Origin of the sequence: Chitinophaga sp. sic0106, from assembly GCF_019219075.1 — a bacterium.
Lineage (GTDB): Bacteria > Bacteroidota > Bacteroidia > Chitinophagales > Chitinophagaceae > Chitinophaga.
The window spans coordinates 205067-219889 of sequence record NZ_JAHUWJ010000009.1 but is presented as its reverse complement, the minus strand read 5'-3'; the positions used below and the strand labels follow the sequence as shown (position 1 = coordinate 219889).

Here is a 14823-nt window from a genome sequence, read left to right as displayed (position 1 = left end):
CAACCTTCTGTGAGTGGCGTGGGCGCTGCCCGCAGTCGCTACGGTCTGCAGAAGATGTGGCTGAACCCCAGTTTATCAGGTAGTCACATTAATCAAATCCGAGAAATTCCGGATACCGATCTTCTTAGCAGTAGTATATCCTTCGGCATACTCCACTCCTACCATTTTACCAAGCATTTTAGCGCGATACACCACACTATCAAAGAAACCGGAGCCAGAGATATAAGTCTGCGGCTCATGGTCCTTTGCAGCCAGAAATTGTGAAGAAAAAGCCTTGATAGCTTCCAGCTTACGATCCATTACCGGGGTAATATCAAGCACAAAATCGGGTTCATGGAAACGGTCCTGCAGGAAGTGAAATACCTGCTTTGGTCGCCACGCTTCCTGCTCTACGCCATCCACCTGGGTGGAAATTTTTCTGAGCCCTGCCATAAAGCAACTGTCAGCAATCAGCTTGGCCGCACGTCCATGGTCGGGGTGACGGTCATCGATCGCATTTGCCAGTACGATCTCGGGACGATATTTTCTGATGGCGGTGATAATCGCCAATTGCTCCATGGTATCATTGCGGAAAAATCCATCGGCCAGGCCCAGGTTTTCACGTACATCCAGGCCCATAATCTTTGCTGCCGCCTGAGCTTCCTGCTCACGCAGCTCAGGGGTGCCCCTGGTGCCTAGTTCCCCACGGGTGAGATCCACCACTCCTACCTTCATGCCTGATGCCGCATGCATCATCAATGTGCCGGAACATCCCAATTCCACATCATCGGGGTGCACGGCTATTGCGAGTAAATCCAGTTTCATACGCTAAAAAAATTGAGGTGCAAAGATACGGATCAATCTTCTGAGCTGGTAATGCGCACCCCTGCTTTCTTCCCTGTGACCTGGTATTTCTGCTCCAGTTCCTTTGCCGGTACCAACTCCAGGGTCCGGAAGGTCTTCCTGTCCACCGTAAACAGCAGGGCTTCATTTTTATCCGTTACCAGCTGGTCGTTTACGATGTAAACCAGGGCACTGTCTGCCACACCGGTTTTGCGCAGACTATCAAACGCCGGCGCTATTGATTTCAGGAAGTTATTGACTCTTTTACGCGCAAATGGCTTGGTTTCCATGTAAATCACGCCATTTTCGGCCTGTGCGCCATACAGCAGTACAGCCTTACGCCCTTTTGCAATGGTGATGAGCCCTATCTGGTCCGGCGTGATCTGGTTGGCTGCACCGGGCGCTACGAGTACGCTGTCCACCACATATACAGGGTCCCCCTCCTCTTCTGTTTGGGCGAATAAGGCGGTGGGTAACAATATTAATAATGATAATAGAAAATGTTTATAACTCATGTAACGAAGGTAGGCATTCTTAGTTATAGGCGCGGTACCGCTGGTACATCTCGAGCTCCTGTACAATCACCTCGATATCTTTATCTTCCTGCATATCGTAGTCACTTTTCAGGTTGCCTCCAAAGAAGAAGGCGACCGTTTGCCATACGCGGGCATTGAAGCCGCCCTTAAGTTCCTTGATGATTTCAAAGCAGTTCTGGCCGGTTTCGCGGTCGATCAGCTTCATCAGCACTTTACCCTGGTAAACGGACAGGTTGGTCAGCTTATCGCCAAACTGGGCCTTTAACTCTTTTTCCTTGCTGGCCAGGTAGGCTTTTCTGGCGCGACCATTCGGCAGCTTCGCCAATTCCACGCTTACATCCTTCAGGATGCGGGCAGCCGACTTAGCATAAGGATAAGTTACGTATACGGCATTACGTAGCCTGGAATAACGCTCCCGTTCTTTTCTCAGGCGCTTCGGCAATTTATCTACTACATCAATAATAGCGAGGGTAATTACAGGGATGGTATCAGTACCCACCACTACCGCATGCAGGGGGATTTTATCTGCACCATGCGCTTCCTGGGCCGCAGCAGACTTGCTGCAAGCAAAGATGCCTGCTACCAGGGATAAAAAGAGGATGGACTTTTTAAGCGGATGCATAACCATTAAACGCAACTTACTATCTGATTGTTACCACAAGTTAACTAAAGATTTGACATTTAGTACACCTGGTTGACGGGCCTCATTTTCAGCACGCCGGTGGCAAAGCTGTCGATCGTACGGATCACTTCCGGCACTGCCTTGCTGGTGAGTGAGGAGCCCATCACATGTGCACCTGCGCCGGGTATTGCTATAGCAGCCTTCTGTCCTGCAGCCGTACCCAGTTCCTTTTCCATGGCCAGGATGGCCTCCACTTTTACCGTTGGGTCCTGGTGCTGCTCATTCTTGTAATAATACAGGTTCAGCACCGGTTGCTTCACCTTTTCGAACGTGGCTCGGGTCATGGTGGTTTCCAGCAATTCTTCCAGCTGCACTACGGCCTCAAGGCGATAGCGGTTGTACCAGTATTGATTACGGATGGTATTGGTATCATGGCCGTCGCGGTATTCGCCTCTGCTGATCAGCCGCGCCAGTTGCAGCCCCCAATGGTCGTTGGCGAGGAACGCAAACTTATCATTGATGGCAATGTTGGGCGACATATTCACCAGCGCATACACCTCCTGCGGATATTCAGCGGCCAACTTCAGCGCCAGGGTGCCGCCCGTGGAAGTGCCCATCACAATCACTTTATGCCCGATGGCCTTACCAATCGCCAGCGCCTTTTTAGCATCCTGCCACAGCCCCTCTGCTGTCATATGCAGGAGCGGACTATCAGACCGGAGGCCGTGCGCATCCAGGCGTGACAGATAGAGATTACAGCCGAACCGGCGGGCAACTTCCCGATGCACCGGGTTACCTTCTTCCTGACTGGCAGAAAAGCCATGGAGGTACACTATCGCGTAGGCTGTTTTTTGGTGAAGACTATCGGCCCACACAATACGCGCTTCGTTATCCGGTTTCAGTGGTAATGCCGACTCACTGTTACGGATATACGCATCCAGGCTGTCAGCCTGCTGCGGAACGGCAGGCAACTGGTCATCATATACAGGTGTAGCGGGCTTAGGGCCCAGCATATATACCACCAGCAGGGAGGATATAACGATCAGGAATATACGAAACGGGCGTCGTTTCATGGTCAGGGTTTTATGGGGTAAAAGTAAGATTTTTTGTTGGGAGGAGTTATAGGTTATAGCGAATGGGCAACTGAGACCTTCGGTCTCAGTTGAGAGAGTCCGCGCTGCGCGCGGCGGCGCTTGTAGTTTGTAACAATAGCATTGCCCACTCACGCGTACTGTTTTCCAACAGCACTGACATCTCCATAAAGCAAAACAAAAAACTGCGGGGAGCAAATAAAACCGAAGGTTTCATTTGCTCCCCGCATATAATAAGATAATAATAATTTAAACTTTCTCTTTCACGCGTGCAGCGGTTGCTTTCACACTCCCTTTGTTGAGTTTCACGCGGTACACCACGGCGATCAAAGTACCTACAATCATCACGATTACGCCCAGCCACAGCACATTGATGTATGGGAAGACGATGGCTTTCATGATGATGTAATCACTATTCTCATCCGCTTCTTTCACTTTGATTTCGATCTTATTTTCTGCCGGCAGAATTTTGCTGAAGCGTACCTGCAGGGCCAGTGGCGCCAGGGTATCTTCAATGCTGTACTGATAAGCGCTGTCGCGGATCAGGTACACCGGTTGCAGGTTAAAATGATCATCTGTTTGCGTGTAGACTTCCAGATCCGCTCCTACTGCCAGATCGCCTTGTCGCGGCTGATAGTTTTTGTTAGTAGGATCTTTCGCGATACCACGCATAATCATGAAACCTTTGGAGAAGAAGATGGAGTCGCCTTCGGCCACCACGTGAGTGGTATAGTTAGCCGTATCGTTGGCAGGCGTTGTTCTATCCTTCAGCGGAGGAGTAGCGGTGATATAGGTGAAGATATCTTTATGCAGATAGTGCCTGGACGCCGGGTTGGAAGTCAGGGCATTTTCCTTACTGTTAACGAACGCGTTTGGATAGAGGCGGAACCGCTCTACGATTTTGCCTGCTTTATCTTTACGTTCATAGTCCACTTTAAAGTAAACTTTTGCATCACCAGGCGCGATGGAATCGCCTACAAAGGTGGCATGGTATTCACCCATTTCCACCGGCACACCGCGCGGCAGCATGATATTTTCGCGGGCATTCTGTTTACTTTCCTTGCGGAAGATGTCCTGGCTCAGCATTTTCATTTTGTCCAGGGAGATCACTTCCTTACGGGAAGATGACAGGAGTGCGCCCAGCAGTACCATTCCGAAGCCCACGTGCGCGATAGAAGCACCGGCAGCTTTGATTTTACCCTTCTGTTCAGTGATGATATAGAGCACGTTGGCTACCACGGCGTAAACTGTTGCAAACAGCATGAGGTAAATAGCACCGAGGAAACCTGCGCCATAGTCGGTATAGTTCACACCACCAGCAAAAATAATGGCCAGGGTGATCAGCAGGGACAGTGCGGTAGGCACCAGGAGCTTTTTACCCAGCACGCGGCGCGGTGTATCTTTATAGCGCATGTATTGCACCACTGCCGTCAGCAAGCCGAGAATGACAGCCAGCCAGATCTGGATCTTATTATAGTGGAACATGGCATCTGAAGGAGGCGCCATTTCGTCGAGGTTGAAGAGTTTTTTCAACCCAAAGAGGTCCAGCAGTTTATTCCACACCGGAATGGAGGTGGTGAAGGTGATCTGGATAGCTGAAATCAGCAGTACCAGTGAACCTACGAACAACCAGAATTCGCGGGAGTACGTACTTTCTTCTTTGTGGAGGGCTGGAATTTGTTTTCTGCGTGCGATCATCAGCCAGATAGCCGGGATGGTGAAAGCGCCCATGAAAATCAGCAGCTGTCCGCTCATACCGAGGTCGGTGAATGAGTGTACGGAGGAATCGCCCAGTACACCACTTCTGGTAAGGAAAGTAGAGTACAGTACGGTGATGAAAGCCATGAAGAAGAAGAAGACGGTAGACTTCAGTGCATGGCCGGTTGATTTATAGGCCAGGCAGGTGTGTACACCAGCCACCATGAGTATCCAAGGTACCAGGGAGGCGTTTTCTACGGGATCCCAGGCCCAGTAGCCACCGAAGTTGAGGGATTCGTATGCCCAGGCGGCGCCCATCATGATACCGAGACCGAGAACGGCAACGGCGAAGAGGCCCCATGGCAGTACGGGTTTGGTCCAACCGGTATAATCGCGGGTCCAGATACCTGCAAAGGCAAAGGCAAAAGGCACGATCATAGAGGCGAATCCGAGGAACAGCACCGGCGGGTGAATAACCATCCAGTAGTTCTGGAGGGTGAGATTCAGGCCGTTACCATCATGAATGAAGGAGAGGTAGTCGGGTGACTGGAATATTGGTGCAACCTGGTTTTCTTCGGCCTGGCGCAGGAGCATAAACGGATTACTTCCTACTTTATAGCCCAGGATGAAGATACCGAGGAGCATACTGCTCATCATCAGCTGCGACAGGGAGATCACTGTCATCACAGGACTTTCCCATTTACGGCTGGTGCGGATCAGGATGATACCGAGTACGCTGTTCCAGATACTCCAGAGCAGGAAGCTACCTTCCTGGTCGGACCAGAGGCTGGACAGCAGGTATTGTATAGGCAGGTCGCGGGAGGTATTACGCCACGCGTATTTGTATTCAAAGAAGTGATTATACAGAATATAGTAAAGACAGCTGAAAACGGCCAGAACGGCGATGGATTGGATAAAGAATCCCCAACGTGCTATCTTTTTCCAGGACTCGCGCACCGGCTCTTCTTTGTTCACCACAGCGCAATAGTAAGCCACGGTGGCTACTAAAGATGCTACAAACGCTAAAATGGCGGCAAAGTGGCCGATCTGGCCTGGTAATAAATGTTCCCCTACAAAATTCATGATGCTTCAGATAAAGATTAAAGTGGCTTGTTTGCCGGCTCGGTTTTGCCCAGCACAACCTGATCGTTCTTATACTTTGACGGACATTTCATCAGGATTTTGCTGCAATGAAAGTCGTTGCCATCCATCATACCGGTCAGTACAACAGATTCAGCTTTCTCAAAGTCGGTTGGTTTAGCACCACTGAACACCACTTTGCGGGTTTCTCCCTTTTTATCTTTTACATAGAAACTGAAAAAATTGGCATCCTTCAGCGGATCGTAGGTCATTGTCTGGAGTGTATCCAATGTGCCAATCACATGAAACTCCTTCCCTTCCTTCTGACGGGCGGTCGCGAAAGTTTCATAGGTACTGAAATCACCAACCATTGTGATAATCACCCCTATTGCTACCGCAATAACCACCAGCAGGATAATATTTGTTTTTTTCATATAAAAATTATCTTCCTATTCTTATGATACAAGCTGCAACAAATCCTTACCTAGTCAGTGTTTCAACCCCAATGCAAAAAACCTGTATTTATCTACTCCAGATTAACTGCGCAAAATTAACGCAAAATGACCTTGAAACGACAAAATTTATATAAAAGGCAATTCTTTTTTCAGGAAACAGGGCTGTAAGTAAACATAATAGTATCTTTGCGCGGAATTTTGAATTTAGATTTTTATCATGGCTGATTTAACTCAATTTGACCCTAACTCAGTGGGCCTGCTGTCGAACAACATTTTCGGGCTGCCTTTTCAGGAAGATGACGCTAAGCTGGTATTGCTTCCAGTACCCTGGGAGGTAACCGTTTCCTATAGTAATGGTACCGCCAGAGGTCCGGAGCATATCTTCAGGGCTTCCCTGCAGGTAGACCTCTACGACGCCGACGTAAAAGACGGCTGGAAAGAGGGCTTCTACATGCGCGAACCAGACAAACACCTGCTGCTGCGTAGTGATTACCTGCGTAAAGAGGCAGAACTCTACCTGAAATTCCTGATGGAAGGTGGTGATATTGAGGAAAATGAGTTCCTGAAAAAGACCCTGGTGGACGTTAGTAACGGTACCAAGGCCATGAATGAGTGGGTATACAACCAAACCCGCGACCTGCTGGCAAAAGGTAAGCTCGTAGGCCTCGTAGGTGGTGACCATAGCACTCCTCTGGGCTTCTTCAAAGCAATTGGTGAGCACAAAGGCGATTTTGGTATCCTCCAGATCGATGCACACTGCGACCTGCGCGACAGCTACGAAGGATTCCAGTACTCCCACGCCTCTATCATGTTCAACGCGCTGAAGGAAGTTCCGCAGCTGCAGAAACTGGTACAGGTAGGTATCCGCGATTATTGCGAAGAGGAAGTAAACTACATCAGCGAAAGTAATGGCCGTGTAGTCACTTTCTTTGATAAAGACATAAAAGAAAGACAGTTTGAAGGCGAAACCTGGAAATCCATCTGCGACAACATTATAGATCAGCTGCCACAGCAGGTGTACATCAGTTTCGATATCGACGGTCTGGACCCTAAATTATGCCCGCACACCGGTACCCCGGTAAGCGGAGGTTTTGAAACAGAGCAGGTATATTACCTGTTTAAGCGCGTGATCGCCAGCGGCCGCCAGCTGATTGGCTTTGACCTCAACGAGGTGGCTGCTTCCCACGACGAATGGGATGCTAACGTAGGTGCCCGTGTACTGTTCAAACTTTGCAACCTGTTGGTAAGCGCCAACAAATAAAACCAGCTGCATGTACAAACTGCGCATTATACATCCCAACGCTACCGGCAGACTGAAATTACTTCCGGTCATGCATGGCATCGTGGGCGTACTGTTCCTGGTAAATGCGATTGGCATTTACCGGGGAGCAGCCAATCCCAACTGGGTCCTCGCCCTCTTTTTTGTGGCGGTAGGACTAGCCAGTATGGTGTTCCCGTTTATGTCCAAAAAGTTTAAAAACTTTGCGGCAGCCAATACCATGGTGCGACTGGTACAGATATTTGTATGCCTCACCGGCAGCCTTTATTTTCTGTCGCACCTGCAACCGCTGGCAGCCATGTTCCTGGTACTGGCCGGTTTCGGGCTGGGTTACATTGCCTGGTCGGAATATACTGTATTCCAGCCGGCTCGCATTGTAATGGAGCAAACGGGGATTACTGTGCCTACAGCCTTCAATACCAGGCAGATTGGCTGGAACGAACTGAATAACGTAATTTTGCGTAACGACCTGCTGACGCTCGATTTCAAAACCAATAAAGTGGTGCAGATTGAAATCATCGATGAGCCAGGCAAAGAGGAAAGGGAAGCAATTAACAACTACTGCAAAAGCAGGTTGTAATCTGATAAGGAATACTGATTAATCATCAAATATATTTATGGCGGTATTAAAGCAAACACCTTACATACTTTATTCCGACGGGAATGGTAATATCTTCGAAGATACGTCCATGCATGTAACCGGCCGTAGTGGCTGGGATGCCTGGCCTATTGAGGCGGATGAATGGATTGAATTACCGGAAGGCGGAAACTTGTATGAACTGCCCGGACGCAGAGGGATCGGCATCAATGCCGAAACCGGCGATATGCAGCTTTGTGATAAAGGCTGGGCGGTAGCGGCTTTTATCCCGCCTGCACATACCGGTTTTTACCTGGCAGCCTACGAAACAATGCCGGATGCACCTACCCTCCCGCTGTTCTGCTACACCGCGGTGGGCTGGCTGGATGGTAAGTTCTATGTGCCTGCTACACGCATTGAAGCTGATATCCGCCAGGAATGCGAAGGTTTCGATGATAAAAAAGTTAAACAGGGCGTAAACCAACTCCTGGAAGCATATCCACATAACAGACTGGTACAGCATCTCGCAGAAAACTGCGCGCTGACTTATCACTGTCCTGCTGCCCGTAATTATTTTATGGGGAGATGGGAATGTCCCATTCCTTCTTCCCCTGCGTGTAATGCCAACTGCGTCGGCTGTATATCTTTCCAGCCGGAGGAAGAATCGATTGTATCTACACAAGACCGGTTGAAGTTTAAACCTACTGCCCACGAAATTGTGGAATACACCGTACCACACCTGGAAACGGCCCCATTCCCAATCGTTAGCTTCGGACAGGGTTGTGAAGGAGAACCGCTGCTGATGTGGGAAACCTTACGTGAATCCATCATTGAAATACGCAAGCATACCCAAAAAGGCAGCATCAACATCAACACCAACGGTAGTAAACCAGATGCGGTAAGAGCGCTCTGCGAAGCAGGCCTGAACAGCATCCGCGTTAGTATGAACTCCTGCCAGGAGAAATACTATACGCCTTATTACCGTCCTAATAACTATGTGTTTGATGATATCGTGGAAAGCCTGAAAGTGGTACGTGAGTTTGGTGGCTGGACCAGCATCAACTACTTCGTGTTCCCGGGTATTACCGACAGTGCGGATGAATATGAGGCACTGCGTAAACTGATTCGTGAAACGGATCTGCAAATGATCCAGTGGCGCAACTTCAATATCGACCCTGACTGGTACATGGGCCGCATGAACATCACCGATCCGGGCGAATGCCTCGGTATGAAACAGTTACTGGAACTGATTCACGAGGAATTCCCTCACCTGAAATTCGGTTACTTTAATCCGCCGATGGAGCGTATTAAAGGCGATTACATGCAGGATTTTGCACACTAGCAGCGCCGCAATGCTTGCGGCTATCCGCTTGGATCTTATTGATCAGCGGGTGTAAAGCGAGGTGCTGCAATCGTCAGGTACACCCCTTTGGTTAACCAAGTTCTTCTAAAGTCAATAAAAGTCCATCCCTGTGCGCGTTTTCAGACCCAAAGCGGTACTGACGCGCATAGGTGCTTGGCGACATCCCCGTTACTTTTCTGAATACACGGTTAAACGTAATCGGGTTATTATACCCCGTAGCATAGGCTACAGAAGCGATGCTATCATACTCTCCACTGATTATTTTCTTGCAGGCAGCATTGATTCTTATTTCATTTAAAAACTCCAGGTAGGTTTTGCGGGTGTGCTTTTTGAAGTATTTGCAAAACGCATAGGTTGTCAGGTGTGCCACCTGTGCTATTTTGCCGAGGGTGATATTTTCTGAATAGTGCTCCAGTGTGTACTGGTAAATATCGTTCATGCGTAATCCTTCAGATTCGCTGTAGGCATGGCGGGAAAAGCCGGTGGACAATGACTTCCAGTCCTTCACCTGTCGAGTCATCTGCAATAATAAGTGCATGAATGCCAGGAGTCTTTCCGCTCCTGTTATCCGGGAGATACGAATGACATCGGGCGCAAAACGCTCTTCGTACTGGGGCGGCAGTTGTAAGCTGCTGCGTGCCTGTGTAAGGAACTTACGCACGGCATCCATTTCCGGTAATGCCAGCAATCCCATCAGGGTGTGCTCGTGATCGAAGAAGATATGTATGGCGTGGATATTCTTTTCCTGCTGGTTTTCGAAGTATTTGGCATCTCCTTTAAACATATGAGGCTGGTTGGCACCAATCACATAAATTTCCCCGGCTTTAAAAGGCTGGGTGTAGTTGCCCGCGATCAGTGTGCCCTCTCCTTTGAGGATCAGGGTGATCTGCGCTTCTTTGTGGCGATGGAGATAATGATAGAAATAAGGTAATATGTCCTCCTGTACTACTACGGAGCCCTCATCAGCCACCGGAACGGTAAATTGGATTACTTTCATTTACCAATTTTACTCATTTTCTGGCAAATTTGGATAATTGGGGACAATATTTGTATATCGTTTAACAATTTTTGTTGCGATCAGGCTTTTCTCGCGATGGCGCCTTCGGCGCCAGGAGAGCGATCTTTTTTGCACGCAAAGCAGCAAAGCAGGTAAGCAGCTAAGGATTATGTTTTGTTGTTGATTACAAATATAGGAGCAGCAAAGCAGGTAAGCAGCTAGTGATTTATGTTTTGTTGTTAATTACAAACATAGGAGCAGCAAAGCAGGTAAGTCCTGGATTTTGATCTTACTTTTTGAACGAGACCGAAGGACTCTCTAAACTATTGTGGCCGCCGAAAGTGGACACAATTAGACCTTAATTAACATAACACAATCCTTAGCTGCTTACCTGCTTTGCTGCTTTGCGAGAAAAAAATATCGCGAGGGCCGAAGGCCTATATGCGATACTTCTTCGGAAAATCTATCCGCTGCTGCAGCAACCAAAACCCTGCCGCAGCCACCAGGCAAACGGTAGCAGTAATAATCCACCAGTAAGTAAAACCCAGGTGCCCCACCACAAACGCGCCGGCCGTAGGAGAAACGATATTGGCAACGGAATAAGAGATGGTGTACAATGCCGCATATTGCCCGCGGTTATGCGTTTGACTCCGGGCAATCCAGAAGCTGTTCATAAAAGGCAGGCATAGCATCTCCCCGAAAGTGATAATAACCATAAATACCGGTGCTACTATCCACCAGGCGGGCAGCCCTGCAATTACATAATAAGCTACTGCTACCAGGATACTACCCCGCATAATAAACAGCAGGTTCGGGAAACGGCCGTCCAGCCTGTAGATCATCACCATCTCAATCACGGCGATCATGATACCGTTCATGGACATTGTAAGCCCGATGGCCCATTCCTGCATATGCAATACCTCTTTGAAATACAACGGTACTATGCTGGAAAATTGAAACAGGCAGATAGCGTTGATCATCGCGAAGACGAGGAAAGTGATATAAATCTGGTCTTTCCAGATACTTTCTTTAGGTATGCTATGATCGGCATGACTTTTGGCGGGTGCAGGCACCGGTGGCAGCAGGATGCGCATCATGAAGGCGGCAAACATACAGGTGGCACCGTCCACCCAAAAAAGGAGGTCGTAGCTGAAGCTGGCGAGCAAACCACCGATAGCGGGCCCGACGGACCAGCCTAAGTTAACGGCTAAACGATTTAGTGCATAGGAACGTGTTCTGTTTTCCGGATTGCTATAGGCTGCAATCGCTATACTGTTGGCCGGCCGGAAGGCGTCGCCAACGGAACTCAGGGCAAATACGCAGATGCAGAGTTGCGGAAATGTATGCATCTGACCCAATAAAATGAATAATAAACCGTTAGAGAAGAGGCTCCAGAATTGCACCTGGTAAAATCCGATGCGGTCCGACAACCATCCGCCAAGGGTGGCGCCCACAATAGCACCGGACCCAAAACAGGCCATCACAATACCGGCCTGGGTGATGGTAAAGTGCAGGTGCTGGGTCATATACACCGTGAGAAAGGGTATCACCATGGTACCACTCCTGTTAATCAGCAGGATGAGGGATAACCACCAGGTGGCCGGCGCAAGTCCGGCATAGGCATTGCGGTATAGATCGAGCGTTTTCTTTAGTGGGTTCATATACGAGCCCGTAAAGATAAAATTAATGCAAACATTAGCGTAACTTATAAGGTAATTATTAACTTTGGCCGAAAGATCAAGCAGCAACAATATGCAGGAAAACAAAGGAAAAAAGAATTTACAGGCACTGGGTGTAACCGTCGGCGTACATGCGTTGCTGTTAGTAGCCCTGTTATTTGCCGGTTTTTCTGCACCACCCCCATTACCCAATCAGGACCTTGGTATGGAAGTGAATTTAGGCACTTCCGATGATGGTATGGGAGATGTACAGCCACTTGATCCAAACCCTCCCGCAGCGGAAACACCTGCACCGGCACAACAACCGGAGGTGCAGCAACCGGCACCTGATGCGGATGCTCCTCAGGACATTGCCACAGACAATGATGCCGATGCGCCGGAAGTAAAAAAACCGGAAAAACCAGTTACCAAACCACCGAAAGAGCTGCCTAAAAAACTGGAACCAAAGCCGGAAAAACCTGTTAAAAAACCTGCTGCAGAAGCACCTGCCAAACCAGCACCCGCTGCACCTGCGCCCAAACCTAAAGCGGTATTTGGCGGCGTAGCCAGCAATAACAGCGCGCATAGCGGCAACGGCGCCAACGGCTCCAACAACTCCACCGGTGAAGGAAATACCGGCAAACCGGGCGACCGTGGCCAGATCAACGGCGACCCTAACGCCAAAGGATATACGGGCGGTGGTGGCCTCGGCGGCGGCAGATCCGACTTCCAACTCAAAGGCCGCAGTCTCGTAGGACGCCCCAGCGTTACCTACGACAGTAACGAATCCGGATACGTAGCAATCAATATCAAAGTAGATAAACAAGGGAATGTAATTGCCGCCAATTACAGTATGAGCGGCTCTACCATCAGCAATGATAACCTGATCAGTATCGCCAAACGTGCAGCTTTGCAGATTAAATACAATGCCAGCCAGGATGCCCCTGAAGTTCAGTTCGGGCTCATCCGGTTCTATTTTAAAGCCGAATAAACCAAAAATATATATCATGAATTAGCAGTAAGACCAGCAAGCACCTGATCTTCCTGTGATTTATTAGTCCTTAAACACGCTATCAACCTATGAAAACCATGAGTGTATCATGCACAGCACAGCTGTGCCATCTGAAAAACCTGTTTCAATTTACTTATCGCCAGCAATGACTATCTTCAGAAGAATTCTGTCAGGGACCATTATCTTTTTAGCCTGCGCCAACAGCGCAGCCGCTCAAACATTTTCAGGTATCCATCAAAGTAATTATGCCGGCGTGTACGGCATCCTGTACAACCCGGCCAGCGCCGCCTCTACCCGGTACAAGTGGGATCTGAATATCGCAGGCGCCGATGCCAAAGCCGGCAACACCTACATGACGATCACCAAAAAAGCATTATTCAACCGATACGATACCATCACCAGGAATGTTGATTACTTCCTGGACACGGCCGCCAACCGCCGTCAGAACGGCTGGGAGATGGCCGAAATCATGATGCCTTCCATCATGTACTCCATCGATGAAAGGCAAACCGTTTCCTTCATATGGCGCATACGCAGCAGCAGCAATGGTGGAAACGTACCAACAGAACAAGCTAACTTTTTCGGCAATAGTTTTCCGAACAGAGCCTACCTCAACACCAACTACACCATCCAGCATGCAGCAGCGTCCTCCAATATCTGGCACGAGTTCGGACTCAGCTATGCCCGCATTATCCGTAATTCCTACGGTGGCGTGTGGAAAGGTGGGGTTACGCTCAAATACTTAAGCGGCATCGCAGCAGGCTATGCCTCGGTTGACAACGCCACCTTCAGAATGAACACCACCCGAGATGCCTCGGTGAGCAGCGGCACCATGCGCTACGGCTACTCCGAAAACCTGGACCACTGGGACAAACCTTATATCAACAACCTTAAGCCCAATGGTAATTCCGGCTTTTCTGCCGACCTGGGCGTGATCTACGAACACCGCCCGGATAACGATGGCTTCGGCGATTACGAAGGAGATCACTGGAACCCGGCAGCCGACTTTTACCAATGGCGTATAGGCGCTTCCATTACCGATATCGGAAGCATCGGCTATAACAAAGCGCCCGGCAATACCGACCTGGATCTTACTTCGGAAAGCATTGATCCGTACAGCATCACCTATAAGAAAAATCAAAGTCTGCGACAGTTTGCGCGACAGCTGAATAACGCTTTCACCCCTATTGCATCGGACTCTGTTTTTCGGATGGCATTGCCCGCCACACTGCACCTGATGGCCGACTATAACATTGACGGACGTTTCTACATTTCTGCCAACGCAGACATCGCGCTGAACGGCGGCCCTAACAATATTTACAAAACCTACGGCATGACGCAGGTACAGGTAACGCCCCGCTACGATGTAGACCTCTTTGGTGCTTACATGCCCATCATCGTCAATAAAAACGGGATGGCAGATGTGGGGGCCGGTTTCAGAATAGGCCCGCTGATCGTAGGCTCGAATACGTTATTTACAAACCTTTTCCGCAAAACGGTGAACCGCGCAGATGCCTATGTGGCTTTACGTTGGGTGCCAATCAAAAGAAGCGATCCAAATGGTGGTGGCATCTTCCACATGCGTAAGCGGCAGCTGCGTTGCCCGGTCAACAATAACTAATGGTTGGCGCGG

Annotated in this window: 13 protein-coding genes; 5 read left to right on the top strand and 8 right to left on the bottom strand. The window is 49.3% G+C overall.

Going from position 1 to position 14823, the window contains the following annotated elements; all coding sequences use genetic code 11:
• Nucleotides 1-75: 75 nt before the first annotated feature.
• From bshB1 to KW844_RS15630, 6 genes are all read right to left on the bottom strand, one after another.
• Complete coding sequence (gene bshB1 / locus KW844_RS15655; RefSeq protein ID WP_218377728.1) at nucleotides 76-804, bottom strand: bacillithiol biosynthesis deacetylase BshB1; 729 nt, start codon at nucleotides 802-804, stop codon at nucleotides 76-78.
• 32 nt (nucleotides 805-836) lie between these two features.
• Nucleotides 837-1337 (bottom strand): hypothetical protein, encoded by a 501-nt coding sequence (locus tag KW844_RS15650; RefSeq protein WP_218377727.1) that lies wholly within the window; start codon nucleotides 1335-1337, stop codon nucleotides 837-839.
• A gap of 19 nt (nucleotides 1338-1356) precedes the next feature.
• Nucleotides 1357-1980, bottom strand: a complete 624-nt coding sequence (locus KW844_RS15645) for a DUF4294 domain-containing protein (RefSeq protein WP_218377726.1) — start codon at nucleotides 1978-1980, stop codon at nucleotides 1357-1359.
• Between the two features lie 59 nt (nucleotides 1981-2039).
• The gene (locus KW844_RS15640; RefSeq protein ID WP_218377725.1) at nucleotides 2040-3053 is read right to left on the bottom strand and encodes a carboxylesterase; all 1014 of its coding nucleotides are present in this window, start codon (nucleotides 3051-3053) and stop codon (nucleotides 2040-2042) included.
• A 267-nt stretch (nucleotides 3054-3320) separates the two neighbouring features.
• Nucleotides 3321-5852, bottom strand: coding sequence for a cytochrome c biogenesis protein CcsA (gene ccsA / locus KW844_RS15635; protein ID WP_218377724.1), 2532 nt, complete (start codon nucleotides 5850-5852; stop codon nucleotides 3321-3323).
• A gap of 17 nt (nucleotides 5853-5869) precedes the next feature.
• Complete coding sequence (locus KW844_RS15630) at nucleotides 5870-6283, bottom strand: cytochrome c maturation protein CcmE (protein WP_218377723.1); 414 nt, start codon at nucleotides 6281-6283, stop codon at nucleotides 5870-5872.
• 238 nt (nucleotides 6284-6521) lie between these two features.
• Between KW844_RS15630 and KW844_RS15625 the strand changes: the two genes are divergently transcribed.
• The 3 genes from KW844_RS15625 to KW844_RS15615 are packed head-to-tail and all read left to right on the top strand — an operon-like array spanning nucleotide 6522 to nucleotide 9502.
• The gene (locus tag KW844_RS15625; protein ID WP_218377722.1) at nucleotides 6522-7565 is read left to right on the top strand and encodes an agmatinase family protein; all 1044 of its coding nucleotides are present in this window, start codon (nucleotides 6522-6524) and stop codon (nucleotides 7563-7565) included.
• Nucleotides 7566-7575: 10 nt separating this feature from the next.
• Nucleotides 7576-8163: a hypothetical protein gene (locus KW844_RS15620; protein WP_218377721.1), complete on the top strand. Its 588-nt coding sequence runs from the start codon at nucleotides 7576-7578 to the stop codon at nucleotides 8161-8163.
• A gap of 37 nt (nucleotides 8164-8200) precedes the next feature.
• Nucleotides 8201-9502 (top strand): radical SAM protein, encoded by a 1302-nt coding sequence (locus KW844_RS15615; protein ID WP_218377720.1) that lies wholly within the window; start codon nucleotides 8201-8203, stop codon nucleotides 9500-9502.
• A gap of 91 nt (nucleotides 9503-9593) precedes the next feature.
• Here the strand turns inward: KW844_RS15615 and KW844_RS15610 are convergent, their stop codons facing one another.
• Nucleotides 9594-10520: an AraC family transcriptional regulator gene (locus KW844_RS15610; protein ID WP_218377719.1), complete on the bottom strand. Its 927-nt coding sequence runs from the start codon at nucleotides 10518-10520 to the stop codon at nucleotides 9594-9596.
• Between the two features lie 437 nt (nucleotides 10521-10957).
• Nucleotides 10958-12181 carry an MFS transporter gene (locus KW844_RS15605; RefSeq protein WP_218377718.1) on the bottom strand — a complete coding sequence of 408 codons (1224 nt, stop codon included), beginning with the start codon at nucleotides 12179-12181 and terminating at the stop codon, nucleotides 10958-10960.
• A gap of 64 nt (nucleotides 12182-12245) precedes the next feature.
• Here KW844_RS15605 and KW844_RS15600 point away from each other — a divergent pair, with 64 nt between their 5' ends.
• Nucleotides 12246-13169, top strand: coding sequence for a hypothetical protein (locus KW844_RS15600; RefSeq protein WP_218377717.1), 924 nt, complete (start codon nucleotides 12246-12248; stop codon nucleotides 13167-13169).
• A 109-nt stretch (nucleotides 13170-13278) separates the two neighbouring features.
• Nucleotides 13279-14811, top strand: coding sequence for a DUF5723 family protein (locus tag KW844_RS15595; protein WP_218377716.1), 1533 nt, complete (start codon nucleotides 13279-13281; stop codon nucleotides 14809-14811).
• Nucleotides 14812-14823 lie beyond the last annotated feature (12 nt).

Excerpts from the sequence above, each read along its gene's own strand:
- ccsA (WP_218377724.1), bottom strand. The coding sequence starts at position 5,852 with ATGAATTTTGTAGGGGAACATTTATTACCAGGCCAGATCGGCCACTTT.
- KW844_RS15595 (WP_218377716.1), top strand. The coding sequence starts at position 13,279 with ATGCACAGCACAGCTGTGCCATCTGAAAAACCTGTTTCAATTTACTTA.
- KW844_RS15630 (WP_218377723.1), bottom strand. The coding sequence starts at position 6,283 with ATGAAAAAAACAAATATTATCCTGCTGGTGGTTATTGCGGTAGCAATA.
- KW844_RS15625 (WP_218377722.1), top strand. The coding sequence starts at position 6,522 with ATGGCTGATTTAACTCAATTTGACCCTAACTCAGTGGGCCTGCTGTCG.
- KW844_RS15645 (WP_218377726.1), bottom strand. The coding sequence starts at position 1,980 with ATGCATCCGCTTAAAAAGTCCATCCTCTTTTTATCCCTGGTAGCAGGC.
- KW844_RS15620 (WP_218377721.1), top strand. The coding sequence starts at position 7,576 with ATGTACAAACTGCGCATTATACATCCCAACGCTACCGGCAGACTGAAA.
- KW844_RS15610 (WP_218377719.1), bottom strand. The coding sequence starts at position 10,520 with ATGAAAGTAATCCAATTTACCGTTCCGGTGGCTGATGAGGGCTCCGTA.
- KW844_RS15640 (WP_218377725.1), bottom strand. The coding sequence starts at position 3,053 with ATGAAACGACGCCCGTTTCGTATATTCCTGATCGTTATATCCTCCCTG.
- bshB1 (WP_218377728.1), bottom strand. The coding sequence starts at position 804 with ATGAAACTGGATTTACTCGCAATAGCCGTGCACCCCGATGATGTGGAA.
- KW844_RS15605 (WP_218377718.1), bottom strand. The coding sequence starts at position 12,181 with ATGAACCCACTAAAGAAAACGCTCGATCTATACCGCAATGCCTATGCC.
- KW844_RS15615 (WP_218377720.1), top strand. The coding sequence starts at position 8,201 with ATGGCGGTATTAAAGCAAACACCTTACATACTTTATTCCGACGGGAAT.
- KW844_RS15650 (WP_218377727.1), bottom strand. The coding sequence starts at position 1,337 with ATGAGTTATAAACATTTTCTATTATCATTATTAATATTGTTACCCACC.